Source organism: Rhodococcus sp. IEGM 27 (genome assembly GCF_033142305.1).
GTDB classification, from domain to species: domain Bacteria; phylum Actinomycetota; class Actinomycetes; order Mycobacteriales; family Mycobacteriaceae; genus Rhodococcus_F; species Rhodococcus_F oxybenzonivorans.
Map to the genome: position 1 here is coordinate 590,462 of NZ_JAWLSG010000002.1, position 26,785 is coordinate 617,246.

Genomic DNA, 26,785 nt, shown 5'->3' on the forward strand with positions numbered 1-26,785 from the left:
GAATGACGACGACCACGCTCCGCCGCGGACCCAATCCGCTTCGCCGGGGAATTGACGCCTACCGGATGACCGGGGGCCGGGCCTCCGATCGGATCGCCCGCTACCGCACCGTTTCTGATCTGTTCGAGAAACGCTGGATGGAGGGAGCGGTGCCGTTGGTGCTGGCACTGTTGCTGTGTTTCGTAGTGATCGCCACGACGGATGTGGGCACCGCGAACGCACCGCTCGCCATCGACGACGTCGCCGAATGGGGATTGCTCGCCATCGGTCTGACGGTGGTGCTGGTCGCCGGCGGCATCGATCTTTCCATCGGGTCCATAGTCGGTCTGTGCTCGATGTTCGCATTGATCTCCGACCGGGTCTGGTACTGGCCGCCGGGATGGGTGATCCCTGCGACCGTGGTTCTCGGTGCGTTGCTCGGTTCGGTCAACGGGTATCTCATCGCCTTCCTGCGTATGCGGCCGTTCATCACCACCCTGGTAACGCTCATTGCATTCGGTGGTGCAGCAGTGGCCCTGCAGAACGCGCACACCACCCAGATTGGGATCGCACGCCCGGCGCTGGTGTGGGACGCCATCCCCTACGGCAAGATCATTGGCATCCCGACAGCGTGGTTCACGTTCCTGTGCGTGCTCGTTGTCGCGCACGTGATGCTTACTCGTTCGCGCTGGGGATGGTGGGTCACCGCCACCGGATCCGACCGCCGGTCCGCCCGCCGCAACGGCATCCCCGTGCGCGCGGTGACGTTCTGGGCCTACGTGCTTTCCGGGTCGATGGCGGGCAGCGCCGCCATTCTGACCACGGCCCGGCTGAGTCGCACCGATGCGGCGATCGGACGCGGTTGGGAACTCATCGTGCTTACCGCCGTTGTACTAGGCGGAGTCAGCCTCAAGGGAGGTCGCGGGTCGGTCCTGCGTGCCACCGTCGGCGTCATCGTCGTGGCCGTCATCCGGCAGGCAACCATCGCCGAAGGACTCGATTTCAACTACTACACGGTGATCCTCGCCGCAGCACTGCTCGCCTTCACCATTCTCGACCTGCAATGGGGAAAGTACCGTCGACGTGCGGTCGAGAAGCTCAAGATCGATCCCGCGCGCGTGCGACTCGGTCCGCTGACCGATGTTACGGCGCCAGGCACCGTCTGGACCCCGAACTGCGCGTTGACCGACGCACCGCCTGTGGGACTTGGCAGGATCCGGGGCGCCGAGGCGTGTGCCGTCGACCCCGAGGGCAACATCTACGCCGGTGACCAGCGCGGCTGGGTGTGGCGCTTCCGGGGACCGGACGACACCGAGGGCGAGATCTTCTCGCGAACCGGAGGCTTCCCTTGCGGGCACGCATGGGACCGGGAGGGACGGATGCTGGTGGCGGTCGGTGGCATGGGCGTCTATCGCATCGACGCCGACGGAGAGCCGCAGATGGTGGCGAACCGAGTCGCACGGAGCCCGCTGTCGTTGGTTGACGACTCCGGTCTGCGTGCTGTCGACGATCTGGACGTGGCACCCGACGGATCGATCTACGCCTCGGACTTTTCTATCCGCAACAATTCCACCGACTTCCTCCTGGAACTTGTGGAGTTCCGCCCGAACGGCCGGCTGATCAAAATCGCTCCGAACGGGAAGGCGGAGGTCGTGGCCTCGAACTTTGTGTTCCCGAACGGTGTATGCACCGCGCACGACGGCGAATCGATCCTCGTCTCCAGCACGGGGTTGTGCCGGGTCGATCGGCTGTGGATCTCCGGACCGAAAGAGGGCGTGCTCGAGCCGGTGCTGGAGAATCTGCCGGGCTATCCGGACAACATTCACCGCTCGTCGGACGGAAATTACTGGATGCCGCTGGTGGCGTTGCGGACTCCGATGTCGGATCTGCTCAACCGCTATCCGGAGGTGCGGCGGCGGATGACGCGCGAGGTCTCGCTGGACAACTGGATGGTGCCGCAGCTCAACGTCTCCTGCATCGTCAAATTCTCCGACAAAGGAGAGATCATTGCCGTCAAGTGGGACAACAGCCTGAAAAACTATCCGATGGTGACAGCCGCGACCGAGCGGGATGGCTACCTCTACTTCGCCGGCGTCTCGAACAACCGGTTGGGCCGACTCGAGCTCGACCCCGACGAGGTCGGCACTATCGACACCAATCTGGTGCCCGGCACCTTCGGCACCCGGACCGCCGCGGAGGTGGGCTCATGAGTTCGGTCCTGGACACCATCAAAGAGTGGATCAATCCGGACAGGGCGCGGCATCGGTCGGTGCCCCGGATGGAGACCGGCCTCCGCCCGAACCTGCGCCTGGACGAGGCCGAGGAGCTGCTTGCCGCCGGTGTGCACACTCCGGACGACATCACGGTCACCGAGGACGGCACCGTCGTACTTTCCAGCGGATGTGAGCTGCTGCGTTTGGAGCGAGACGATATCCGCTTGATCGCCCGGTGTGCCGCGCGCATCGCCGCGGTCACGACGGTCGGGAACGCGGTGGTCGCGGCCGTCGAAGGCGCCGGTCTGGTCACGGTCGACGCGAGCGGAGCGGTGACCCCGCTGTGTGCCGACCTAGCGGTCGCGCGCGGTGTCACCGCGCTGACCGTCGTACCCGGAGGAGACCTGCTGGTCACAGTCGGATCCACTACCGCCGATGTGCGCGGCGATTGGGCGCGCGCCTTGCTCGCAGGCGACGCGTCGGGACGGATCGTGCGGGTGCGGGACGGTGCCGCCTCAGTAGTCGCCGCGGGGTTGGCCTGGCCCTCCGGGATTGCCCCCAGCGGCGACGGTCAGGTGATCGTGGCAATGAGCCTGACTCACCGCCTGGAGATCCGGTCGCTGAGCGATCCGAGCGAGCCGGTCCTATCCATAGCTACCAACCTACCGGTGTACCCCGGTCGAATCGTCGCCGCGCCGGATGGCCACTGGGTGGCTGCGCCGTACCCGCGAAACCGGATCACCGAGATGCTCCTCGATGAGCGGCCACTGCTTTCGGAGATGGTCGAGACGATCAATCGGGAGGAGTGGTTCGTCCCGCAGTTGCGCAGCGGGAGTCTGTTTACCGAAGCGATGCAGATGGGGCAGCTGCGGGTGCTCGGCCAGGTCAAGAGCTGGGCGCCCGCCAGGTCCTGTGGCGTGGTGTTCCGGCTCGACGACACCGGGCGCATCGCGGAGAGCGCACATGCCCGGGTGGACAGTCCGCGGCACGGAGTCACCGGCGTGGCCGTCACTGACGGCCAGGTCGTGACCGCATTGCACGGTCACGGCTCAGTTCTGCGACTGCACACCGACGAGACTGCACAGGAGGGGCGCTCATGACCGAGCACAGCACTGACCTCGACATCACCCCCGTTATCCGACTGACCGGTGTCAGCAAGCGCTATGGCGGGACCTTCGCGGTTCAGGGCGTCGACTTCGACGTGCGCCCCGGTGAGATCCACGCGCTGCTGGGAGAGAACGGCGCTGGCAAGTCCACGATGGTGAAGATCATCTCGGGAGCTATCACCCAAGATGCGGGCACTCTCGAAGTCGAGGGTGCAGAGCGGCGCTTCGCCGCGCCGCGGGACTCCACCGAGGCCGGGGTGGCGATGGTCTACCAGGAGGGTTCGCTCGTCGAATCCATGACAGTGGCGCAAAATCTGTTCCTCGGGGACGAGCGGGCATTCAACGACTTCGGGACTCTGAATGTGGTCGCCCGCGAACTGCTCGAATCGCACAACTTCCACATCCGGCCGGATGCCGAGGCTGGTGCGCTGGGCATCGGGCAAAAACAGATGGTGGAGATCGCGCGGGCCGTGCACCGCAATGCCAAAGTGGTGATCCTGGACGAGCCCACCGCATCGGTGACCCCGGAGGAGCGCTTGCAGTTGTTCATGTCGATGCAGAGTCTTCGTCGGCGCGGCATCGGGGTCGTTTTCATCACCCACATGTTGGATGAGGCATTCGAGCAGGCGGACCGGATTACCGTCCTGCGGGACGGGGTGGTCCAGGGCACCTTGAATCGCTCAGAGTTCGGTCACGACCGGGTGGTGAAGATGATGGTCGGCCGCACCGTCGAGATGGGCCGAAAGTCGTCGAGCCGGAGGCCGGACATCTTTCCTTCCCTCCAGGTCGAGGATCTCACCCTGCTGCCGGCAGTTCGCAGCATGTCCTTCTCCGCCTACGGCGGCGAGATCCTCGGCTTGTACGGGCTGGTGGGGGCAGGGCGTTCGGAGGTCGCACAGATCATCAGCGGTGTGGTCAAGCGTCGGCACATGCGTGGCGGCACGGTGTGGCTGGGTGGCGAGCGGGTCCGTTTCCGCACCCCACGGCACGCTCGAAAAGCTGGGATCGTGTACATCACTGAGGATCGGAAGGCATCCGGCTTCTTCGGTCACCTGACCATCTCGGAAAACATCTTCCTCGGGTATCTGTGCAGCGCGCTGCGTCTGCCGCTGTGGTTCCGTCCCAGGTTGGGCCGGGCGATCGCGAAGAAATTCGTCGAGCAGTTCGAAGTCCGGACCCTGGCTCCGAACAAGGCTGTGGTGGAGGAGCTCTCCGGTGGAAACCAGCAGAAAGTCGTGCTGGCCAAGGGGCTGACGCGCAAGCCGCGGGTGGCGATCATCGACGAGCCCACCCGCGGTGTGGACCTGGGTACCATCCCCGAGATTCACGCCATGATCCGCGCCCTCGCTGACGAAGGTGTTGCCGTGATCGTGATCTCGTCATACATCCCAGAGATCCAGGCCCTCTCGGATCGTGTGCTAGTCGCCCGCGGGGGCAGCATTGCGGCGGAATTCTCCCCGGACGAGGCCGACGAGGAGAGCCTGATGTTCGCCGCCGCGCATTAGCGGTAGTCCGGCAACAAATCGGGATACAGAAACCAAATGATTGCAGAAACCAAAGGAGTACCAGATGCGTGGAGTGATCTTCAAGGGCGAGCGGGTTCTCGAGATCCAGGACTTCCCGGATCCCCACCCCGGCCCCGACGAGGTGGTGCTCGAGATGAAGGCATCCGGAATGTGCGGCAGCGACCTGCATTTCTACCGGGCGCCCGCTGGGCAGGCGCTTGCCGCGTTCGGCATGGTTGGTGACGACGCCGGATTCATCGGGGGACACGAACCGTGCGGGGTGGTCGTCGAGGTCGGTGCCGCCATCGATCCGAGCGTGATCCGTATCGGTGACCGGATGATGGTGCACCACTACGACGGGTGCGGGTTCTGTGACAATTGCCGCACCGGCTGGCCTCAACTGTGCGATCGCGGCAACGTGATCTACGGCGCGACCGCCCACGGCGGGCACGCGGACTACATCAAGGTGCCCGCTCGCACCCTGGTCCGGCTGCCTGATGAGCTGAGTTTCGCGGCTGGCGCGGCGATTTCGTGCGGCACCGGTACCGCCTTCGGGGCGCTGGTGAGGATGAACGTGAATGCGAAGGATTCGCTGGCGGTATTCGGGCAGGGGCCGGTCGGCCAGGCGGCTGTGCAACTCGCCACCGCCATGGGCGCCGAGGTGATCGCTGTGGACGTTGCAGCCGAGCGGGTGGCCCGGGCACGGGAATTTGGTGCGGTGCACACCATCAACTCGGCCGAGACCGACCCGGTCGTGGCGATCAAGGAACTCACACGCGGCAAGGGCGTGGTCAAGGCGTTGGACTGCTCGGGGGCGCCCGCCGCGCGCGCGGCGGCCGTGAAGTCCACCGCGAAATGGGGCAGCGTCGCGTTCGTCGGAGAAGGTAGCACGGTTACCCTGGACGTCAGCCCTGACATGATTCGGAAGCAGCTCACCATCATGGGCTCGTACACCTTCTCCACGGTGGGCCAGGCCGACTGTGCGAAATTCATTGCGCGACAGGGAGCCGAGGTCGACAAAGTATTCACCGACCACTGGCGGCTGGACGACGCGGTCGACGCGTACCGAAACTTCGATATGCAAACCGGCGGCAAGGCAGTAATCGAATTTTGATTACCCGTAACGACAGTTCGCAACCAAACAATATGTTTGATGTATGAATGGTATAGGCGCACGGTAAGACGCTATCGGGTCGCCGGCGTTACGGAGGCGGCCACATTTGCCGCGAATTCGAGGCGGCTCATCCGGTTACATCCATTCGAAGGAAGCCATGAACAAATCTCGGTCGCAGAAGGGCAGTTTCATGGTGCTCGTGATCTGCTTCATTACGATCCTCGCCGACGGGTTCGACCTGATCATCTTCGGCGCTACCCTGCCGTCGTTGATGCAACAGTGGGGCCTGAGTAAGGCGGCGTTGGCCAATGTTCATAGCATGACGCTGGCGGGCCTGATGGTAGGTTTCCTCGTCGCTGGTCCATTGGCTGACCGGTACGGCCGCCGCATCGTGCTGATCGCTGGCGGCTCGTGGTTCTCGGTGTTGTGCGCGCTGTGCGCCCTCGCTCCGAACTTCACCACCTTCGGAGTCGCCCGCGTGCTCGCCGGGCTCGGTCTGGGCGCGGTGGTTCCGTCGGCGGTCGCGCTGGCGAACGAGTTCGCGCCGCCGGGTCGTCGGCAGCTGTTCAACGGCATCACGCTGACCGGCTATGCGGTAGGCGGGATTCTCACCACGGTGGTCGCGCTGGCGGTCATCCCCGGCGCCGAGGCGATCAAGGCCTCGAACCCACCGGACGAGAGCTGGCGTGCCATGTACGGACTCGCGGCGACCTTCCTGCTGGTGATCCCATTCATGTGGCGGCGGCTACCCGAGTCACCGAGTTTCTTGATCGCGCGTGGTCGCGACGACGAGGCGGCCGCCGTCGCGCGCCGATTCGGAATGGATTTCGATCGGATCGTGGCCGACCAACGCGCCCATGAAGAGACGGGCGCGGGCGGCGGCTACCGGCTCCTGCTCTCGCCCAAATACGTGGTGGCGACGGTGATCTTCACGCTGATCATGTTCTGCACCCAGGTGCTGAGCTACGGCCCCAACACGTGGCTGCCCAGCATGACCAAGGAGATGGGTTTCGGCGGTATGCAGGGCATGCTGGCGCTGATGATGCTGCAAATCGGTGCGGCGGTGGGGACCATCATCGGCGCGATCCTGATCGACCGCGGCGGCGCGACGCAGACCATCGTGCCGTACTTCCTACTGGGTGCGGTGGCGCTGGGCGCGCTGGCCTACGGCACCGAGTTGGGTGTGGTCGGCATCTTCATCGCTGCGTTCTTCGCCGGGGTGGGCACTATCGGTACCAGCACACTGATGTACGGAGTGATTGCCGCGCATTACCCCGCATCTAGCCGCAGCTCGGCGATCGGATTCACATTGGGCATCGGTCGTCTGGGGGCGATTCTGGGTCCCCAGCTCGGGGCGATCTTCGCGACCCCGCGCAGCGGCCTTATTGCGTTCATGGTGCCTTCGATCGCTGGTGCCGCATTGGTGGGAGTGCTCGCGCTGGTGCAGCGAGGCCGGACGATCGACAGCTTGCCGACTGAGGCGATGGACACGTCGCCGCGCACCTCTGCATCGGCCTGAGTCGACCGCGGAACCGAGCTGAGTACGAGATGACTCCTGCGGAACGGCCCCGGAGGCCGGCCGCAGCGAGACGTTCACTGCCGCTGCGGTCCACGACGCCTTGCGAATCGACGGAGATCACCATTCGACTCCTGGAAGCCCGGTCACCTACATGACCGACGACGAACTGATCACCAAGTTCCGCCACACCATCGACGGAGCCGTGAGCGACGCGGACGCAGACGCCGTCATAGACGCCGTGTACGACCTCGCGAACGTCGACGACATCTCGACACCATCCTGAACCGATTGCAGTCCAACCCCGTCGGCTGATCGGATCGCAACACAGCGCCGCCCTTGCCGGAGACTTCGACGGCAAGGGCGGCGCAGTGGTATGCAGGCGCTCGCTACAGCCCTACCCCGGCTTCCTTTGCCAGCGGCTCCATTTTCTGGCAGCGCCGAGTTCCCTCGCGGTCAATCCTCCCCACACGCCGTGTTGTTCGCCGAAACGGATGGCGTACTGGCGGCATTCGTTGATAACCGGGCACCGTCGACAGATGTTCTTCGCGATCCTCTCGCGCTGGAGTTGCGAATTCTTTTTGTCCTCTTCGAGGTAGAAGACGGTGATATCCATACCGCGGCAACGCGCGCGCAACCGCCATTCTTCCGGGGTTACTTCCGGTGCGGCGTGCGGTGCACTCACTGGACACGCTCCGATCGCTCGACGAGAATAGAAAACATAATATATTAAAAGGCGAGGGCGGTCAACCAGCCGGTGAGTAGCTGTCGCGCTCGGGGTGCCCGGCGACAGACGTTTGTGCGCAGTACTTCTGTCGACCGACAGAAGTACTGCGCACAGTTCGGAGCCTCCCTGGGTATCGGTTACTACCGGTGTATCAGTGGGAGACGCGGAGGCGCTCGCGGTCACGCGCCGGGTCGGCGAGAATCAGCGCGAGAACCGCGACGACGGCACCCACGATGCCCAGGCACTGGAATGCCGCCTGGTATCCGTCGATCTTCGTGGCCGAGGCGTCGACGACGATCCCCATCGACCACGGCCCGATGATCCCGCCGATTGCCTGGATCGCGAAGAAGGCGCCGATGACCCCGGCTGTCTGGCGCGGCGGGCACGTCGCGATCACCGCGGCATTGAGCAGGGGGAATATTGCGACCACCAGGCCGTATGCCACCGACACCGCGCAGACCGCAAGGAGCGGAGAGCCGAGGGCAGGCAGGCTCAGCAGCAACACACCGGCGACGATGACGCCGACGCAGGGCACGACCACGCGGACCAGCCGGATCGACAAGCCGCGGCTGATCCCACGATCGCTCAGCCAGGACCCGCCGACCAGTGTCGCGAGCCCGACGAAGCTCGGCGCCGCGAACAACGTGCCCGACTCGAGCCGCGAGTATCCCAAACCCTGCTCGAAGTACGAAGGCAACCAGGTGAGCACAACGGTCATGAGCGCGTAGGCGCTCATTGCGACGAGGACGGCGGACACGAAGGTCTTCGATGTGAGCAGGCGCTTCCAGGCGACCGCGGGCTCGCTGTCGGTGATGTCTTCCATGGATGTGTGCTTGCCACCCACGGTATACGGGCCGGGACGCCAGGTCAGTAGCCACGGGATGCACCACAGCGTCGTCGCGAACGCCAGCACGATGATGGCTGCCCGCCATCCGTACTCGGCCACCACGAGCGCGAGGATCGGGACGACGGCCATCTTGGCGAGCATGCTTCCGCTGATGATGAGTGCGCTCGGTAGTCCCCGCTTCGCGGGCGCATGCCACGAGTAGGCGGCGGTGTGCAGTAACGCGGACGTCGGGCCCTCCGTGAGGCCGAGAAGCATCCGGCTCGCGAGTAGCACGGCGAACGTCGACCACACGACGAGCGGCAGCATGACGACGCCCCACAGCACGGCGATAATCGCGATGGACCACCGGAGGGCGAGGACCTTGTTGATCGGCCCCGCGAAGAAGCCGCCGAAGCTGAACGCGAGGAAGAACATGCTGCCGGTGAAGCCGATCTGTGACGCGCTGAGCCCGAGGTCCTCACTGAGCGGTTGGGCGATGAGGCCGAACACCGCCTTGTCGGACGCGTTCATCAGGTAGAGCACCACGAGCATTCCCGTGATGCCCCACGCCGTCAGCTTGCGCGGTTCGGTTGCCGGTTCGGACCGCGGGACTTTCGTGGGCACGGGGTCAGCCACGAGGTGTTCTTCAGTGTTGTTCACGTAAGGGTGTCCTTCAATCTTGTCGTCGAGATCACGCCATCAACATCCTGTGTTGTACATCATATACTATTCACCTTGTCGCCCGGTTGTGCAATGCATCAGGCACAAAACATCGGCAGTTGCATGCATAATATATTTCTTCTATTGTGAGGATACGCACTGCAGCGACCGAGGGTCGTACTCGCCGTCGCTCGAGAGAAAGGACGTCACATGCCGGGTCTGTACTTCGAGGAATTCGCACCGGGAATGGTCATCGATCACGAGGTGCGCCGCACCGTGACCGAAACCGATAACGTCATGTTCAGCACGATGACCTTGAACATGGCGCCACTGCACCTGGATGCGGAGTACAGCAAGAACTCCATCCACGGGCAGCGTCTGGTGAACAGCCTGTTCCTCCTCGGTCTCGTTGCCGGTATCTCGATGCACGACACCACATACGGGACCACCCTCGGCAACCTCGGCTTCGACTCGATCAAGTTCCCGAAGCCGGTGTTCCACGGTGACACCATCCACGTGCGTACCGAGATCGTGTCGGCCCGGGAATCGAAGAGCCGCAATGACTCCGGAATCGTCACCTTCCGCCACTACGGCATCAACCAGCGCGACGAGATCGTGTGCGACGCCACCCGCGTCGGCCTGATGCTCAAGAAGTCGGCCGACGAGCAGGTCTGATCGCACACCCCGACCGGACGACCGACAATCCCAGACGAGGAGAAGACGGAAATGGGCATCAGTAGCCGGCCCGAGGAGATGGCCTGGGTTCCCGGCCCCGCGGTGCGCGAGCGTGCGAGGTTGCTCGCGGCGATGAAGAGCTGGGGCCTCGGCGACGATGCTGCTGCCGTCGCCGAGCTGGGCCGTCGCGCCGTCGCCGATCCCGAGTGGTTCTGGCGCGAGGCGCTCGCCGACCTCGACGTCGCGTTCTCGGTGCCGTTCGACCGGGTTCTCGACGAGTCCGACGGCAAGGAATTCCCGAGATGGTTCCCGGGCGGCCGGATCAACGTGGCCGAACTGGCGGCCCTCCGGCACGCCCGCGGTGACCTCGCCGGCAAGACCGCGGTGGTCTACGAGGGCGACGGGGGAGCGCGGCGCACGCTGACCTTCGCCGAACTCGCGGCGGAGGTGAGCCGGTTCGCGGCGCACCTCGCGGGCCTGGGGGTGCGCCGCGGCGATCGGGTGGTGTTGTTCATGCCGGTCGTGCCCGAGGCGGCCGTGGCCTTCCTCGCGATCGCGATGATCGGCGCGGTCGCGGTGCCCACGTTCAGTGGATATGCGCCAGACGCCCTGGCCACGCGACTGCAGGATTCGGACGCCGTCCTTCTGGTGACCGCCGACGGCACGACGCGCCGAGGCAAGGTCGTCGAGATGAAGGCGACCGCAGACGCCGCACTCGCCCAGGCGCCGACGGTGCGCTCCGTCGTGGTGGTCCGGCACCTGGGAACCGACGTGCCGATGCAGGAAGGTCGCGACGTCTACTACGACGCACTGGCTGCCGATCCGGAGCCGGTGCCGACCGCCGAGACCGAGTCGAACGACCCGCTGGCCATCGTCTACACGTCCGGCACCACGGGCAGGCCGAAGGGCATTGTGCACTCGCACGGCGGTTTCGCGGCCAAGACTGCGGTCGACTTCGCCTATGGCTTCGACGTACACGCCGGCGACGTGGTGTCCTGGATCACCGACCTCGGTTGGCTCGTGGGCCCGATGCTCATGACCGGTCCGCTGCAGCTCGGCGCGACCATCGTGATGATCGAGGGCCTGCCGACCCACCCCACACCGAATCGGATGTGGGACATCGTGAACCGTAACGGCGTCACCGTGCAGGGCATCGCACCGACGGCGGCACGCGCACTCAAGGCGGCGGGTGACGGCAGCGCTCCGGCGATGCCGACCCTGAAGACGTTCGTCTCCACCGGGGAGGCTTGGGACGAGCCGACCTGGTGGTGGCTGTTCGATGAGGTGGGCGGGCGAGAGCGCGCGATCGTCAATTACAGCGGCGGCACCGAGGTCGGCGGCGGTATCCTCGTCGGCTACCCGTTCCTTCCCGCCGCACCGGCGGCGTTCACCGGGCCACTGCCCGGCGTCGATGCGGCCGTGCTCGACGACGACGGGAAGCCCGTCGTCGGCCAGATCGGCGAACTTGCGGTGCTCAACACGTTCCCCGGGATGACGCATGCCTTCTGGCAGGACCGGAACCGCTACCTGGACACCTACTGGAGTCGCTGGGACGGGGTCTGGGTGCACGGGGACCTCGCGAGCGTCGATGATGCCGGCATGTGGCGGATCCACGGACGCTCCGACGACACGATCAAGCTTTCCGGGCGCCGCGTGGGACCGGCCGAGATCGAGGCCGCCCTGCTGCGGGACAACCGGATCACGGAGGTTGCGGTGATCGGCGTGCCGGACGAGATGCGCGGTCAGCGGGCGGTGGCGTTCGCGGTCCTGCGCGCCGACGGTGTCGACAACGACGACCTGCAGGCGACGGCGCTTGCGAATGCGGGCAAATCCTTTGCGCCCGAGGTATATGCGGTGCCGACGCTGCCGAAGACGAAGAACGGAAAGATCATGCGCCGCGCCATCCGGTCGCGGTTCATCGGTGCCCCGATCGGCGACATGTCGTCGCTCGACCCGGCGACGCCGCTCGAGGACATTCCCGTGTACGCGGGCGAAGACTAGGAGTACTGAGATGGCAGATTTCGACACCGAAAGCAACATCGAGATCGTCCGCAAGGCGACTCGCGAGCTGGCACGAAAGTTCGACAACAACTACTGGCTCGACAAGGACAACAAGCACGAATACCCGTGGGATTTCATCAAGGCCTTCGCGGACGGGGGCTGGCTCGGCGCGATGATCCCGGAGGAGTACGGCGGGATCGGTCTGGGTCTGCAGGAGGCCGCGGTGATGATGGGCGAAATCGCATCCTCCGGCGGCGGCATGAGCGGTGGCTCGGCGATCCACTTCTACGTCTTCCCGCCGGCGCCGATCGTCCGGTACGGCTCGGAGGAGATGAAGAAGAAGTATCTCCCCAAGCTGGCCTCGGGTGAAATGCTCACCGCGTTCGGCATCACCGAGCCGACCGCCGGTGTGGACACCTCACGCATCAAGACGAAGGCGACCAAGGTCGACGGTGGCTGGGTCATCAACGGCCAGAAGGTGTTCATCACCAACGCCCAGAACGCGCACCGCATCCTGCTGCTGGCCCGCACGTCGCCGCGGCGCGACGACAAGCCGCTGCACGGGATGACGATCTTCTTCGCCGAACTCGACCCCAAACACGTTACGATCCGCGAGATCGACAAGCTCGGCCGCGCGGCTATCGACACCAACGAACTGTTCATCGACAACCTGTTCGTGGCCGACGAGGACGTGGTCGGCGAGGTTGACAAGGGCTTCTACTACATCATCGACGGACTCAACCCCGAACGCATCGTCGTCGCGATGGAGGGCATCGGCCTCGGTCGCGCGGCCCTCGAGATCGGCACCGAATACGCGAAGAACCGGGTGGTGTTCGATCGCCCGATCGGCCAGAACCAGGCCGTCGCCCATCCGCTCGCGGACTCGTGGATTCGTCTCGAGGCGGCCGAGCGGATGGCGATGCACGCCGCGAAACTCTTCGACGACAAACAGGAGTGCGGGCACGAGGCCGCGGCAGCGAAGTACCTCGGCGCCGAGGCCGGCTTCGAAGCGTGCGACCGGGTGTTCTCGACGTTGGGCGGTTACGCGTACGCGAAGGAGTACCACATCGAGCGGCTGTGGCGGGAGGTGCGTCTCCTGCGCAACGCGCCGTTCTCGCAGGAGATGGTGCGCAACTACGTCTCGCAGCAGGTGCTAGGCCTGCCGCGGTCGTACTGAGCCCCACCGACGAAGGAGTGTGACGATGACCGGTCCGCTGGCTGGAGTCCGGGCGCTGGTGCTCGCGGGAATGGGCCCGGTGCCGTACGTCTCGATGCTGCTCGCCGATATGGGAGCCGACGTGGTGCGGGTGGTGCGGCCACCGAACCGGTCGGCCCGCGTGCTCAGCCAGACGGACGGTCTGACCGAGGAAGTCGACGTGGTCAACCGGGGCGTCGACGCGGTGGCCGTCGACCTGAAGGATCCGGCCGGACGCGAGCGTGTGCTGCGACTGGCCGAGGCTGCAGACATTTTCATCGAGGGATACCGGCCCGGCGTGACCGAACGGCTCGGGCTCGGACCGGACGAGGTGATGGCACGGAACGAGCGCCTCGTCTACGTGCGGCTGACCGGATACGGACAGACGGGGCCGCGTTCGCGGGATGCCGGACACGACATCAACTACGTGGCGCAGTCCGGCGTACTGCACGCCATGGCGAGGTCCGACAGTGCGCCGCGCCCGCCGATCAACCTGCTCGGTGACTACGCGGCCGGCGGCGCCATGGGGGCGTACGGCATCGCGTGCGCCCTGGTCTCCGCCGCGCGCACGGGGCGGGGGCAGGTGATCGACGCGGCGATGGTCGACGGTGTCGCGGCCCTGACCGCCAAGTTGCAGGGCCTGCGCGCCGCGGGCCTCTACTCGGACGATCCGGGGACGAACTTCCTCGACTCCGGAGCACCGTTCTACGACACCTACCGGTGCGCCGACGGCGGGTACATCGCCGTTGGTGCGCTCGAACCCGACTTCTATCGGGAGTTCGTGTCGCGCCTCGGCCCCGAGACCGCCGACTGGCCCGACCAGAACGATCGCGCGTCGTGGCCGCACCTGCGCAAGCTCATCGGCGACGCGGTCGAGCGCCGCACCCGTGACGAATGGGAGAAGGTGTTCGCCGGTACCGATGCCTGCGTCACCCCGGTGCTCACGTTCGACGAGGCTGCGGTCGATCCCCACAACACCCAGCGCGGCGTCTACCGGACCGTCGGCGGTGTCCTGCATCCGATGCCCGCGCCGCGTTTCAGCGGCACACCCGCTCGTGAACCCGAGATCCCGCGGGTGGGCACGGTCGCGACCGAGGACGTCGCGTCGCGGTGGGGCGTCGGCGCCTGATAGAACCGCCGCCGCACCGATCGACCCGAGAATTTCCCAGGAAGGAAGACAAGTGACCAGCTACGAGGACTTCACGTCCGTGAAGGTAGACCGCCCGGAAGAAGGCATTCTCCGCATCATGCTGGACGGGCCGAACCTCAATGCGGTGGGCCCGGACGCGCACCGCGAGCTGGCCGACATCTGGCCCGTGATCGGGCTGGACCAGTCGGTGCGCGCGGTGATCATTCGCGGCGCCGGAGAGCGGGCGTTCTCGGCGGGAGGCAGCTTCGATCTCGTCGAGGCCATGATCGGCGACTACTCGTCGCGGACCCGGGTGATGCGTGAGGCACGCGACCTGGTGCGCAACATCATCGAAGTTCCGCAGCCGATCATCTCCGCGATCAACGGACCGGCTGCCGGTGCCGGTCTGGTGGCCGCGCTGCTCGCGGACATCTCCGTCGCGGGCCGCCGCACCAAGATCGTCGACGGACATGTCCGGTTGGGTGTCGCGGCCGGGGATCACGCGGCCATCTGCTGGCCGCTGCTGACGAGCATGGCGAAGGCCAAGTACTACCTGCTCACCAACGAGGTGCTCACCGGCGAGGAGGCGGAGCGGATCGGCATGGTGTCGCTGTGCGTCGACGACGACCAGGTGCAGGACCGGGCGATGGAGATCGCGCGGAGGCTGGCCGCCGGCTCCCGGGCCGGTATCCAAGGCACCAAGATGGCCCTCAACGGCTGGTACCGGCAGGCCATGCCGATCTTCGACGCGTCGCTGGGACTGGAGTTCTACGGATTCGGCGGTCCCGACGTGGTCGAGGGCGTGTCCTCGCATCGTGAGAAGCGGGAGCCGAAGTTCTCGTGACCGGAACCGAACAGGAAACGCAGGGACCCCTCGCCGGCATCACCGTGGTCGGACTGGAGCAGGCCATCTCGGCGCCGCTCTGCACGCGCCATCTCGCGGACCTCGGGGCCCGCGTGATCAAGGTGGAGGCCCCCGGCTACGGCGACTCGACGCGCGCGTACGACTCCGTGGTCGGGGGGATGTCCGCACACTTCACCTGGTTGAACCACGGCAAGGAGTCGGCGGCGCTGGACCTCAAGTCCGCAGCCGACATGGGGATCTTCCGGAACATTCTCGCCACCGCCGACGTCGTGGTCAGCAACCTCGCGCCCGGCGCGCTCGACCGGCTGGGGATCGGCACCCGGGACCTCTCGCGAAACTTCCCGCGCCTGATCGTCGTGGACATCTCCGGCTACGGAAAGGGTGGTCCCCTCGACCACAAGCGGGCGTACGACCTGCTCATCCAGGCGGAGGGCGGGTCCTGCAGCATCACCGGTGCACCGGGACACCCGGCCAAGCCGGGCATCCCGGTGGCCGACGTCGGCACGGCGCTGTACGCGTACTCCGCGGTGCTGGCCGCCCTCTATGACCGGGAACGGACCGGGCGGGGAGCGGTCATCCCGATCGCCATGCTGGACACCGTCGCGGAGATGATGGGGTTCGCCCTCAACCAGGTCATCCACGCCGGCACCGAGCCGGTGCCGGTCGGTATGGGCTCACCGATGATCGCGCCCTACGGCGCGTACCCCACTTCTGACGGCCAGACCGCGGTGCTCGGGACCACCAACGACCGCGAGTGGCGGCGCCTCGCCGAGATGATCGGCCGACCGGAACTCGCCGACGAATCCCGATACGCGCACAACGACAATCGCGTCGAGGCGCGTGACGAACTGGACGCGGTCGTGGGGGCGTGGTGCGCCGAGCACACGCTGGCGGAGATCCAGAAGACCGCGGACGCCGCCGGGATTGGCAACGCCCGCCTCAACAGCGTGCGCGACCTGGCCGAGCACCCGCAGCTGGTCGAGCGCGGACGGTGGCGCGAGGTGGGTACCCCGTCCGGCCCGGTTCCGGCGCTGTTGCCGCCCGCGGTGGCCGACGGGTGGCCGGTGCGTAGCGGCGCGGTGCCCGCACTCGGTGCGCACACCGACGCCATCCGGGTCGAATTCGAGTAAAGGAAAGGGATCGCACCATGGCTGTTCCCCATTCGGCGCGGCATTGGAGCGCGGTCGAGTCGATCGCGCCCGGCGACGCTGCGGATCTGCAGAATCGTCGGCTGCGCGAGCAACTCGAGTATCTGGCCGCCCACAGCGACTTCTACAAGGCGAAGTTCGCCGAGCATTCTGTCGACGTCACGCGTGTGCGGACGGTGGAGGACCTCGCGGGCCTGCCGTTCACAGAAAAGCAGGAACTGCGGGACAGCCTGGCGGCCACGCCGCCGCTGGGCAGCCACGTTGCGGCCGAGGCCGCCGACATTGTGCAGATCCAGGCGTCCTCGGGTACTACCGGTAGCCCGTCCTACGTCGGCTTGACGCGGCGTGACATCGACGTCTGGTGCGAGCTCGGAGCGCGAGCCCTGTACGCCAACGGTTTTCGCCCCGGCGACCGGTTGCTGCACGGGTTCGGTATGAGCAAGGGCTTCGTCGGCGGGATCCCCGTCGTGCAGATGGCGCAGTACATGGGCATCGTCGACATCCCGATCGGCGCGGAGGCGGGCGCGGAGCGACTCTTGCGTGTGCAGGCAGACCAGCGTCCCGACGCGCTGATAGGCACGCCGAACTTCCTGGCATATCTGGCCGAGCAGGCGCCGGTGATTCTCGGCATGCAGGCCAGGGATTTGGGTGTGCGCGCGATCAGCGTGGGCGGCGAGCCCGGCGGCGGCCTGCCCGCCGTTCGCGGCAAGCTCGAGTCGTTGTGGGGCGCCACGTCGCGGGAGATGTTGGGTGGCACTGATATCGCCTGCATCTACTGGGGCGAGTGCGACGCGGGCGACGGAATGCACTTCCTCTCCCCGGATCTGATGGTGGCCGAGCTGATCGACCCGGAGACGGACGAGATCGTCGCGCCCGTGGCCGGCGCGCAGGGGGAGTTGGTGTACACGGCGCTCCGCAGGCAGGCGTCGCCGCTGTTGCGGTTCCGCACCCGCGATCACGTGGTGGTAACCGGCACCGACTGCGCGTGTGGCCGCACCGGGTACAAGGTGCGGTGCGTCGGCCGGACCGACGACATGCTGATTGTGCGCGGCATCAACCTCTTTCCTTCCGCGGTCAAGCAATTGGTGTCGGAGCTGGCGCCGGCCACCACCGGCGAGATGCGTATCCGCGTCGACTTCGAGGGGCATTCGACCCAGAAGCCGCTCATGCTGGTCGTGGAGTATTCCGACGGACTCGGTGCCGAGCAGCAGGACAACCTGCGCTCGTCGATCGAGCAGCGGGTCCGGTCGGCGCTGGGCGTCAAGGCGGTGGTCGAACTCGTGCCCGACCGCACCCTCGCGCGACCGGACCACGTCAAGGTAAATCTCATCGAACGGGTTTCCTGACGAAGGTGACTCTGCGTCAGAGTCTTTCGCGCAGTGTCCAGATATCTGGACACTCGATCGGCTCACGCGCGGGCAGCATGGGTGATGCAGATCACCTGCAGTGAACCCGACGGAAAGGTCCGATCACAGATGAGCAGCACCCCAGACCAGGCGACCATCGAACTCTCGGAGAACTGGGTCAAGGCCCTGGCGAACATAGACCTGTTCCTCGAAATCTGCGTCGAGGACTGCCCCGTATGGCACAGTGCCGACGACAAGTGGGTCTCGGTGTCCGAGGCCGTCGCCGCGGTCTACGAACGCGCCGGAGACGGTCCGATTCCGGACTTCCGCCCCGAGGGCATCACATTCACCGAGAAGGGTTTCTTCAACGAGGCGTCCGTCGAACTGGAGATGGGCGGCCAGCCGGTCAAGTTGCACCTCGTCCAGATCGTCGAAGCGCGTGACGGTAAGGCAGTTCGCGTGCGGGAGTACATCGGCCCGGAGATGGGCATTCAGCCCTGATATCGCCGTCCCCCAGGGCTGCACCGTCAGTGCTATGTGACCGTGCCCCAGTCGGGGCCGGGGCACGGTCACACTCGACCGGTGACAGTCGCGACTGCTATCCGGCCAGGTTCTTGGTGAAGAACTCGGTGAGCTTGTCCGCTGCCTGAGAGACGTACTGGTCGACGTCGTACAGGTCGACGTGGGTGGCGCCTTCGATCTCGAACAGCTCGGCGGTCTCGCCGCCGGCCGCAACCGCGCCCTCACTGAATCCCTTGGTCTCGGCCTCGGTTCCCGCGATCATCAGCAGCGGCCTGGGCGCAATCTTCGCGACCCCGGCGTAGGCGTCGAACTGGTCGAGCTGGTCGACGCTGCGCAGCGCGAACTTCCCGATCGACCGCGGGTGCTGTGCGCGCGGAGTCTTGTAGTAGTCGAAGAACTCTGCGACGGCCTTCGGCGTCGACGCGTCCACCGAGTCCGGCAGCACCGGAACCATGGGGACCTCCTCGCCCTTCGCCTCCGCAGTCCGCGCCGCCCCTGCCTGATCGACCAGCTTCGCGAAGGCCTCAGGATCCGGCACCCGGAAGAAGCAGGTGGCGTCCGCGCCGCTGACGGTGGCGACGGCCTTCATGCGGTGGTCGGTCTGCGCGGCGAACGGCACGTATCCGCCCGAGGCGCAAATGCCGAGGACGCCGATCCGCTCCGGATCCACGTCGTCGCGGGCACTCAGGTAGGTCACCGCGTTACGGAAGTCCTCCGCGCGCTGGAACGGATCCTCCAGTCCGCGCGGCTCGCCCTCGCTCTCACCCTGGTACGCGGCGTCGAATGCCAGGGTGATGAATCCCTGATCGGCGAGGCGCTGTGCGTACAGTGCCGCGGTCTGCTCCTTGACACCGGTCATGGGATGTCCGACGACGATCGCGGGCAGCCGCCCGTCGACCTCGGTCGGGTTGTAGAGGTGGCCGGCGAGCTGAAAGCCGCTGCTGGTGAACCGAACATCGAATTTGGTGGTCATGGTGCCTCCGTGGTGTTTCGAGAATTCCGATCCGCATTTCCGGATCGCTCGACACCTAGTCTCGGAGTTCCCGGGAAACTGGGGAAGGGAGGCATTTATCCTGGGAACAATCCTTCCCAGGATAAATCCGCGCCCCGGACCTACCCTGGTTTCATGCCCAGTCCGGTACACCAGGCACCACATCTACGTGAGCTCGGCGCGTTCCTCAAAACCCGCCGCAGCGAGCTGTCGCCGTCCGACGTCGGCCTACCCGACCTCGACCAGCGCCGCCGGGTGAGCGGGCTGCGGCGCGAGGAGGTGGCGCAGCTCGCCGCGATCAGCACCGACTACTACACCCGGATCGAGCAGGGGCGGCTCGCCCCGTCCGAGCAGGTGCTCGCCGCCTTGGTGCGAGCGCTGCAACTCGACTCGGATCAATCCGAGTACCTCGACAGCCTGGCCGATCACGCCACCCACCGGTCCACGCCCCGTCCGGCGGCGCAGTCGCGCACCGGCGGCAGCCGGGTACGCCCGCAGGTGCGACGGCTACTGGACCAGCTCACCGACACCCCCGCCATCGTCCTGGGGCCACGGACCGACATTCTGGCGTGGAATCCGCTGGCCACCAAGGTATATGCCGACTTCGATGCGATGGCGCCGCACGAGCTGAACTATGTGCGGCTCATCTTCACCGACCCTCGGATGCGGGAGCTGTTTGCCGACTGGACGGCGGTCGCACGGTCCTGTGTGGCGATCCTGCGCCGCGAGGCGGCCATCAATCCGGCCGATCCGGCCCTGTCCGCGCTCGTCGGCGAACTCACGATTGCCGATCGTCAGTTCGGACAATGGTGGGCGGCGAGAAATGTTGCGCGCCAGGACTTCGGCGTCAAGGTGCTCAATCACCCGGTCGTCGGTGAACTGACCCTCGACTGGGAGATCTTCCGCTACTCGGGCGCGCCCGAGCAGCAGTTGGTGCTCAACTCCGCCGAGGACGGTTCGCCGACCCAGGAGCGACTGGCGCGACTGGGCCGGATGTAGGACAGGAGCGGTCAGGCGATCTTGAGAACCCGGAGCCGGTTGTAGAGAGTCGACCGGCTCACCCCGAGTGACTGAGCGGCCTTGAGCTTGTTGCCGCCTGCCGCTTCGATCGCCGCGACGATCACTTCCCGTTCGGCATGTCGAATGGGTGACAGGGGTGTGCCGACTTCCCGGTACGGTGCGGGAAGGTCGGTCGGAATGATGTCTCCGGCCGAGCGGGTCCGGGCCAGGGCGTGAATCACCCGCCGGAGTTCCGCGAGGTTGCCCGGCCATGGATGTGCTGCCAGGACCTGCAGTGTCGCCGAGGTGAGGCGCAGGTCGGACGTCACGGCTTCCTTCGCCAGCATCCGCCGCGCCAGCCCGGGGATCTCGTGGCGGCGCCGACGGAGCGGAGCGAGTTCACGTCGTGCGGCGCAGAGCCCAACCAGGGAGGGGTGGATCCCCGCGTCGTTATTCGCACTCGTCGAGGTCAGGACGACGTGTCGCCGCGTGCCCCGGATGAGGCGGGCAACCAGTGTGGCCATCGAGTCGGTGAGGAAGTGGACGTTCTCGATGATCACGACGGCACCATCGTGCTCGAGCTGTCGACCGAGTCCGACGGCCCAGGCCTGCTCACCCGTATGCACGACGTCCGCGGCGTCGACGATCGCCCCGCCCGGTCCGGCCGCACGCACCGCTTCGGTTGTCCGGCCGGTGCCGGTTTCTCCGACGAGGAGGAGCGGCCATTCCTCGACCGAGGGTCGTGGTTGCGGCTTCGGGCCCGTCCTCGCCGTTGCGAAATCGACCAGGACGCCGTTCCCGCCGTCGACCGGAGTGCAGGTGAACTCCACTTCGCGCCCGGATTCGAGCGTGAGGCGATTGGTGACGGCCGTTGTGCGAGCGGTGTCGGCGCTGGCTCGGACGGCCGCATGGTCGGCGGGATCGAGGAGGTCGAGGGCCGCCGGGGTCGCGAGGACCATCCCCTCCCCGAGCACCATCACCGGCCGTTCCTTCCGCCGTGCCGCAGAATGAAAGGCCGCCAGCAGATTTCGTTGAGTGACAGGGGTGCTCAGCGCCAGCCGGTCCTCGATCTCCCTGACCAACCGCTGGGCGATCGGCGCGAAGTACCGGTGATCCTCGCCGGCGCCGCCCCCGACGTCGAGAACGCCTTCGAGTCGTCGCGTGATCGGATGAATGATCGGCTGGCCGAAGCAGCTGAACTCGTGGAACGCGGACATGAAGTGTTCGGGGCCGTGGACGAGTAGCGGTTGCCGGGCTTCCAGGACGGTGCCCACCGCGTTGGTTCCCACCTCTTCCTCGGCCAGCCGGATGCCGGGCTCGATGCCGATCCAGTCGACCGCGTCGCGGACGCCCGGACTGGCGTGCCTGATATCCAGGATCCGGGCGTCGTGGTCGGCGAGAACGAACACCAGTGGCGCACCGTCGAACTCGCGGCAGACACGCTCCAGAACAGGCGTCGCGGCGCGTCGGAGACACCCGTCCGGGGCGACGTCGATCCTGTCCAGCTTCAACGTCGTAGCGCAGTCGAGACCCGACAATTGCGAACGCATCCACGACGACGCGATCTCCGGACGAGCGTCGACCGTGGAATGCGCTGAGCTACTGAGCACTCCGACACCACCTTCTGACCAGGTGCAATGAGAACGGACTTACACCACATTGAGCGAGAACACAATATAATATATTCGAACTTTGGGCAAGCGTCGGCCGGGGACGCATAGACACCGGTCCCGACCGCGTGCAGCGGTCGGGGCCGGTGTCGGTCAGGCCGTCACAGATCGTCGGGCGACTGGGCCGGTGAACGGTAGCGATCGGCTTCCGGGCCCTCGGTCTGCGGTGCGAAGTTCACGCCGGGCAGCAGGAGGTGCCCCGCGTCGACCGGCAGGGCGACACCGGTGATGTGCTCGGCGTAGTCGGACAGCAGCCAGCATGCGGCATTGCTGGTGGCGTTCGGCGGAAGCGCGGGCCGGCCGGCCAGTGGCGCATATCCGTACGTGGCGGCTATTGCGACATCACGGTTGGCAGTCTCGCCGGGGGCGACGAACAGTTGGTGGCCCATCGGGTTGTCCCAGATCTTCGCGTCCACCGCGCCGGGGCAGACAGCGTTGCACCGCACGTTGTACTCCGCGATCTCCAGAGCGGTGTTCTTCATCAGGCCGAGGACGCCGTGCTTGGCTGTGATGTAGTGGGTGTATCCGGCCGTGGCCTCCAGCCCACCTACCGACGCAATACAGACGATCGCACCGCCACGCTGCTCGACAAGATGCGGCGCGGTGGCCTTGATCGTCCGGAAGGTGCCGCCGAGCACCACGTCGGTGACCGTCGTCCACATCTGCTCGGTGATCTCCCAGGACTTGGGCCCCAGATCCCACAGTCCGGCATTGGCGATGACCGCGTCGAGGCGGCCGAATGCGTCGAGCCCGAGAGCGACTGCCGCGTCGAGCGCACCCTGATCACGGACGTCGGCGAGGGCACTGACCGCCCGTCGGCCTTGTTTCTCGACGAGGGCCTGTGTCTTGTCCAGATCTTCCTTGCTGGCCAGCGCGTATCGAATCCCGTCGACGGGTGAGCAGATGTCGGTGATGATGACATCGGCTCCTTCCTTCGCTGCAGTCACCGCGTGCGCTCGCCCCTGCCCTCGTGCGGCGCCGGTGATGAAGACGACCTTGCCGTCCAGTAGTCCCATGTCGATGTCCTTTCCAGAATTCATTCAGTAGTGCGGGGTAGATGGGTCGTTCACGCAGGGCCGACGGATGCGAACACTCCGGTTGCGCCGTCGGAGAACGTCACACCCGTATCGACGGGCGGTTCTCCCGTGGCCTCGAGTGCCCCGTCCGGCTTCACCCGGTAGGTGAACACCTTCTCGGTGCCGGTCGTGGTCAGCGTGTCGATGACGTAGAGCCGCTGGGCATCCGGACTCAGCACGACGCGGCCGGGGAAGTGTCCCGGTGCGCTGGGTGCGTCGGCGCCGGGCACGGGAACCAGGGCGCCGTCGTCTCGAATCTCGAATCCGTTCACAGCCTGACCGCCGGTCTGGGGAAGGTAGAGATACCTGCCGTCCGGTGTGATGGCCATACCGTGCGGAATCGCCTTCGTCGGGAAGCGCCCGATCGGGGCCAGTACACCGTCGGGCGCGATGCGGTAGCCGGAGACGTCATTGGTTCCCTCGTTGGTGATGTACAGGAACTTGCCGTTGGGCGTCACCGACGGCAGCGCCGGACGATCACCGGTCGGCACCTGCGAGCCGGTCCGCGTCAACCTGCCGTCGAATCCGATCGCGTAGGAGTCCATCGTCGCTCCGATGAAGCTCGGCGCGAACAGGAATCGGCCGTCCGGTGACACCACCGGAATGGACAGGCCGCTCGTCGCACCGGGGATCGTTACCGAATCGACCTGTGTCAGAACGCCGGACGGCGCGATGGCATACGTCTGCACGTCGTTGGTCACCGAACCGACGGTGGCGAAGAGCCACTTCCCGTCCGGGCTCACGACCGCACCCACGATCGGCCGGCCGGGGGCAAGGCGGGCGCCCTCGAGGCGCTCGAGTGTGCCGTCGTCGCCAACGCGAAATCCCTGCAGATTTCCCGAGACGGTATGCGCGACATAGGCGAATCGGCCATTCGGCGTGACCGCGATCGACAGCGTGCCGGTATCGGTGGGCACGGGCTGCCCGACGGGAGTCAGTCGACCGCTCGATTCGCGCAACACTCCTATGTTCGACGAGCCTGTGCCACCGATCAGAAGGTAGCTCGGTCCCGTCGCATCATCCGTCGGGGCCGCGCCTGCTGGGGGAGTGGCAACAGTGCCGATGGACATGGTCGCAGCAAGGCTGATTGCCATCAAGGTTGTACGTAATCGCACTCGCAGCATCTTTCGGGTCGACCACTTTCGTTCAGCCGCCGATGGATTCCGAGTCATCAATGCAACCTCCGTGGTTCCTCGATTCGGCGAGTTCGCCACGCTGAACGTAAACCCGGGAGCCGGGGTGGCAGTGTCCAACTATCTGGACACTCCGGCGCAGGCGAGCCCGAGGCCGGGCGACCTGCTCCGCGTCGAATACGTTTCGGCACAGTATAATTACTTGAATTCCCATTGACTTCGAACTGATGTTCGAAGTAGTCTTCATGCATGGGTGACGGGGAGGGAACTCAGGGGGCGGTGCCGGACGATGATCCGGCGGTGGGGGAGACGTGGCGGTTGTCCGAGGATCAGTTGCTCGAGACGGTGCTGACGGTGTCCTCGGAAATCGCTCGCCTCGAGGCGGTACGGGTGAAGCTGATGGACGCGGTGGATGCGCGCTGCCGGGTCGACATCCTGGGCCATCCCAACGCGAAGGCGTGGCTCGTGGCGCACACGATGCTCGAACCGGGGGCAGCTGGCCGGATCGTGAACCTGGCGCGTGGGCTGCGGTCGCAGCCAGCGATTGCCGCGAAGTTCTACGGCTGCGAGATCTCGGCGGATCACGCAGGGCTGATTCTGCGGTTCTGTGAACGACCCCCGAAGGGAATGCCGCTGGGCGCAATGGGTCCGGTGCTGGACGCGTTGCTCGCCGCAGCGGACGGACCACAAGCCCGCACCGACCTCATCCGGGAAGGCATCGCCAAGGCGGAGCGGATCTTCGAAACCGACGAGCACCCCGCAAGCGAGGACGTCGACCGCAACGAACTGCACGCGTCGAAGATGTTAAACGGACGGGTCTCGGTCAAAGGTGATCTGGATGCGGTAACCGGAGAGATGCTGTTGACCGCGTTGTCGAAGCTGGCCGCACCACGACCGGCCGCGGACGGGACCCGGGACGCCCGCACCCCCGGACGGCGGCGTGCCGACGCGTTCACCGAATTATTGCGCCGGTACCTCGCGGCCGGACTGAACGGCACCGAGGCCGGTGAACGACCGCACATCAGCGTGCAGGTGCGTGCACGGGACCTGATCGACACCCGCGGCGTCGACCGCACAGGCGCCGCAGGCGGCACCGACATGCACGCTTCGGGCGCCGGCCCCGCCGACCCAACTAGTGTCGACCGGCCCGCTTCTCCGGAGGATTGGGCGGCGGTGCTGGCGGAAACGGGGGTCGCCTGGGCGGCGTGGATGGGGCCGCTGACGATCACCGCAGCCCGGCATCTGTCGGAGTCCAGATCGGCCCCGACCGGCACCCCTGGTTCATTCCACCGCCGAGTGTCGACCCCTTCCGCGGGCCGCTGCCCTCGCACAACCGGCGGGCCGGTCCGGCCGCGGCCTGACCGGGCTAGCGCCGCAACATAACTCCATCCCCCATAGACGCCCCGCATCCGAGCCCCCCACTCGGATGCGGGGCACCCGAAGTGCAAAACACCGGCGGCAGGGTTCAGCGCGGTGGAAGAGCCCGTTCGAGGAAGCCTTCGAGGTGCAGGGCGAACGCCTCGTTGTCGTCGCCGGCGATCATGTGCCCCGCGTCCACCTCGACGGCCTCGGAGTTCGGCACCAGGGCGAGCATCTCGTCGACCGCCTCCCGCGAGACGATCTCCGACCTGGTTCCGTGAATTATCAAGGTGGGGACCGTGATCCGGGCGGCCAGATCGGCGAGTCGCCGCTCGTCGGAATTGACGCGATTGTCCGCATAGCCGACGAACGCCGGATCCCAGTGCCAGTACCAGCGTCCGTCCCCGCGCAGACGCAGGTTCTTTCGTAACCCGTCGCTGCGGCGACGGCGGGGCGCTGTGCCGCGGAAGGCGTCGATGGCCGCCGATGCGTCGTCGAGCGAGGCGAACCCGTTGGGCGCCGCGCCCAGGAAGTCGCGGACCCTCCGCTGGCCGGTGCGGTCGATCCGATGCGTAATGTCGACCAGCACCAATCCGGCGAGGGAACCGGGGCGTCCGCCCGCGACGACGATGCCCGTCCGGCCGCCCAGCGAGGCGCCTACGACGACGATACGGCCGCCGAGGTCCGCGAGAACAGCCTCGAGGTCGGCCGCGAAAAGCTCGGCCGAATACTCGGGTGCCCATTCGCTGTCACCGTGCCCCCGAGCGTCGAGAGTGACCGCGCGCCAGCCGTGCTCGGCCATTCGCGCCGCCGTGCGATCCCACGAGTGCCTGGTCTGGCCGCCGCCGTGGAGGAGAAGAACGGTCCCCCCTGTCGAATCGGTCAGCCGATCGTCGGTCTCCCACCGATCACCGACAAGGCGGACCCCACCGGATCCTGTGAACTCGACAGGGATCGGCCGGGCTGTGGTCTGGGCGCCCATCAGCTCTCCTTCTCGTCATCGGCCGCCGGCCCGGGGGGGTCGGGGCGG

At 66.3% G+C, this 26,785-nt stretch carries 23 protein-coding genes; 16 read left to right on the top strand and 7 right to left on the bottom strand.

The genetic code is table 11. The features are described from left to right. Window positions 1–2: 2 nt before the first annotated feature. The 6 genes from R4P95_RS09200 to R4P95_RS09225 all read left to right on the top strand — a co-directional run bounded on the left by R4P95_RS09200 (window position 3) and on the right by R4P95_RS09225 (window position 7,719). Complete coding sequence (locus R4P95_RS09200; RefSeq protein ID WP_317745037.1) at window positions 3–2,189, top strand: ABC transporter permease; 2,187 nt, start codon at window positions 3–5, stop codon at window positions 2,187–2,189. After that, the gene (locus R4P95_RS09205) at window positions 2,186–3,292 is read left to right on the top strand and encodes a hypothetical protein (protein ID WP_317745036.1); all 1,107 of its coding nucleotides are present in this window, start codon (window positions 2,186–2,188) and stop codon (window positions 3,290–3,292) included. Before R4P95_RS09200 ends, R4P95_RS09205 begins: the two co-directional genes overlap by 4 nt. Further along, a complete protein-coding gene (locus R4P95_RS09210; protein ID WP_213571902.1) occupies window positions 3,289–4,803 on the top strand; it encodes a sugar ABC transporter ATP-binding protein in 1,515 nt (504 codons plus the stop codon). Before R4P95_RS09205 ends, R4P95_RS09210 begins: the two co-directional genes overlap by 4 nt. A 64-nt stretch (window positions 4,804–4,867) precedes the next feature. Beyond that, window positions 4,868–5,917: a zinc-binding dehydrogenase gene (locus R4P95_RS09215; RefSeq protein WP_317756803.1), complete on the top strand. Its 1,050-nt coding sequence runs from the start codon at window positions 4,868–4,870 to the stop codon at window positions 5,915–5,917. Between the two features lie 190 nt (window positions 5,918–6,107). After that, on the top strand, window positions 6,108–7,436 hold the full coding sequence (locus R4P95_RS09220) for an MFS transporter (protein ID WP_317745035.1): 1,329 nt from the start codon (window positions 6,108–6,110) through the stop codon (window positions 7,434–7,436). Window positions 7,437–7,587: 151 nt separating this feature from the next. Further along, window positions 7,588–7,719 carry a hypothetical protein gene (locus tag R4P95_RS09225; protein WP_317745034.1) on the top strand — a complete coding sequence of 44 codons (132 nt, stop codon included), beginning with the start codon at window positions 7,588–7,590 and terminating at the stop codon, window positions 7,717–7,719. 111 nt (window positions 7,720–7,830) lie between these two features. On the opposite strand, the gene R4P95_RS09230 is transcribed toward R4P95_RS09225, so the two are convergent. Then, the gene (locus R4P95_RS09230; RefSeq protein WP_213571906.1) at window positions 7,831–8,118 is read right to left on the bottom strand and encodes a WhiB family transcriptional regulator; all 288 of its coding nucleotides are present in this window, start codon (window positions 8,116–8,118) and stop codon (window positions 7,831–7,833) included. A gap of 193 nt (window positions 8,119–8,311) precedes the next feature. Continuing rightward, window positions 8,312–9,646, bottom strand: a complete 1,335-nt coding sequence (locus R4P95_RS09235; RefSeq protein WP_317745033.1) for an MFS transporter — start codon at window positions 9,644–9,646, stop codon at window positions 8,312–8,314. A gap of 210 nt (window positions 9,647–9,856) precedes the next feature. On the opposite strand from R4P95_RS09235, the gene R4P95_RS09240 reads away from it, so the two are divergent. From R4P95_RS09240 to R4P95_RS09275, 8 genes are all read left to right on the top strand, one after another. Then, complete coding sequence (locus R4P95_RS09240; RefSeq protein WP_317745032.1) at window positions 9,857–10,321, top strand: MaoC family dehydratase; 465 nt, start codon at window positions 9,857–9,859, stop codon at window positions 10,319–10,321. Between the two features lie 51 nt (window positions 10,322–10,372). After that, window positions 10,373–12,322, top strand: coding sequence for an AMP-binding protein (locus tag R4P95_RS09245; RefSeq protein ID WP_317745031.1), 1,950 nt, complete (start codon window positions 10,373–10,375; stop codon window positions 12,320–12,322). Window positions 12,323–12,332: 10 nt separating this feature from the next. Then, on the top strand, window positions 12,333–13,499 hold the full coding sequence (locus R4P95_RS09250; protein ID WP_072944485.1) for an acyl-CoA dehydrogenase family protein: 1,167 nt from the start codon (window positions 12,333–12,335) through the stop codon (window positions 13,497–13,499). 25 nt (window positions 13,500–13,524) lie between these two features. Continuing rightward, window positions 13,525–14,646 carry a CaiB/BaiF CoA transferase family protein gene (locus R4P95_RS09255; RefSeq protein ID WP_213571909.1) on the top strand — a complete coding sequence of 374 codons (1,122 nt, stop codon included), beginning with the start codon at window positions 13,525–13,527 and terminating at the stop codon, window positions 14,644–14,646. A gap of 52 nt (window positions 14,647–14,698) precedes the next feature. After that, window positions 14,699–15,490 (top strand): enoyl-CoA hydratase/isomerase family protein, encoded by a 792-nt coding sequence (locus R4P95_RS09260; RefSeq protein ID WP_213571910.1) that lies wholly within the window; start codon window positions 14,699–14,701, stop codon window positions 15,488–15,490. Next, window positions 15,487–16,641 (top strand): CaiB/BaiF CoA-transferase family protein, encoded by a 1,155-nt coding sequence (locus R4P95_RS09265; RefSeq protein WP_317745030.1) that lies wholly within the window; start codon window positions 15,487–15,489, stop codon window positions 16,639–16,641. The genes R4P95_RS09260 and R4P95_RS09265 overlap by 4 nt, the downstream gene beginning before the upstream one ends. Before the next feature lie 17 nt (window positions 16,642–16,658). Then, on the top strand, window positions 16,659–18,005 hold the full coding sequence (locus R4P95_RS09270) for a phenylacetate--CoA ligase family protein (RefSeq protein WP_213571912.1): 1,347 nt from the start codon (window positions 16,659–16,661) through the stop codon (window positions 18,003–18,005). A gap of 129 nt (window positions 18,006–18,134) precedes the next feature. Next, window positions 18,135–18,506, top strand: coding sequence for a nuclear transport factor 2 family protein (locus R4P95_RS09275; protein ID WP_249353712.1), 372 nt, complete (start codon window positions 18,135–18,137; stop codon window positions 18,504–18,506). Between the two features lie 97 nt (window positions 18,507–18,603). On the opposite strand, the gene R4P95_RS09280 is transcribed toward R4P95_RS09275, so the two are convergent. After that, window positions 18,604–19,500 (bottom strand): alpha/beta hydrolase, encoded by an 897-nt coding sequence (locus R4P95_RS09280; RefSeq protein ID WP_317745028.1) that lies wholly within the window; start codon window positions 19,498–19,500, stop codon window positions 18,604–18,606. Window positions 19,501–19,653: 153 nt separating this feature from the next. Between R4P95_RS09280 and R4P95_RS09285 the strand changes: the two genes are divergently transcribed. After that, entirely contained in the window at window positions 19,654–20,517 is an 864-nt protein-coding gene (locus R4P95_RS09285) for a helix-turn-helix domain-containing protein (protein WP_213571915.1), read from the top strand. A gap of 11 nt (window positions 20,518–20,528) precedes the next feature. Here the strand turns inward: R4P95_RS09285 and R4P95_RS09290 are convergent, their stop codons facing one another. The 3 genes from R4P95_RS09290 to R4P95_RS09300 all read right to left on the bottom strand — a co-directional run bounded on the left by R4P95_RS09290 (window position 20,529) and on the right by R4P95_RS09300 (window position 24,333). Beyond that, on the bottom strand, window positions 20,529–22,127 hold the full coding sequence (locus tag R4P95_RS09290; RefSeq protein WP_213571916.1) for a sigma-54-dependent Fis family transcriptional regulator: 1,599 nt from the start codon (window positions 22,125–22,127) through the stop codon (window positions 20,529–20,531). Between the two features lie 161 nt (window positions 22,128–22,288). Beyond that, a complete protein-coding gene (locus tag R4P95_RS09295) occupies window positions 22,289–23,203 on the bottom strand; it encodes a mycofactocin-coupled SDR family oxidoreductase (protein ID WP_213571917.1) in 915 nt (304 codons plus the stop codon). Window positions 23,204–23,253: 50 nt separating this feature from the next. After that, window positions 23,254–24,333 (bottom strand): lactonase family protein, encoded by a 1,080-nt coding sequence (locus R4P95_RS09300; protein WP_317745027.1) that lies wholly within the window; start codon window positions 24,331–24,333, stop codon window positions 23,254–23,256. A 312-nt stretch (window positions 24,334–24,645) separates the two neighbouring features. Here R4P95_RS09300 and R4P95_RS09305 point away from each other — a divergent pair, with 312 nt between their 5' ends. Continuing rightward, window positions 24,646–25,779 (top strand): DUF222 domain-containing protein, encoded by a 1,134-nt coding sequence (locus R4P95_RS09305; RefSeq protein WP_397517638.1) that lies wholly within the window; start codon window positions 24,646–24,648, stop codon window positions 25,777–25,779. Between the two features lie 82 nt (window positions 25,780–25,861). Here R4P95_RS09305 and R4P95_RS09310 read toward each other — a convergent pair whose 3' ends face one another. Continuing rightward, on the bottom strand, window positions 25,862–26,737 hold the full coding sequence (locus R4P95_RS09310; RefSeq protein ID WP_317745026.1) for an alpha/beta hydrolase: 876 nt from the start codon (window positions 26,735–26,737) through the stop codon (window positions 25,862–25,864). Window positions 26,738–26,785: the final 48 nt, after the last annotated feature.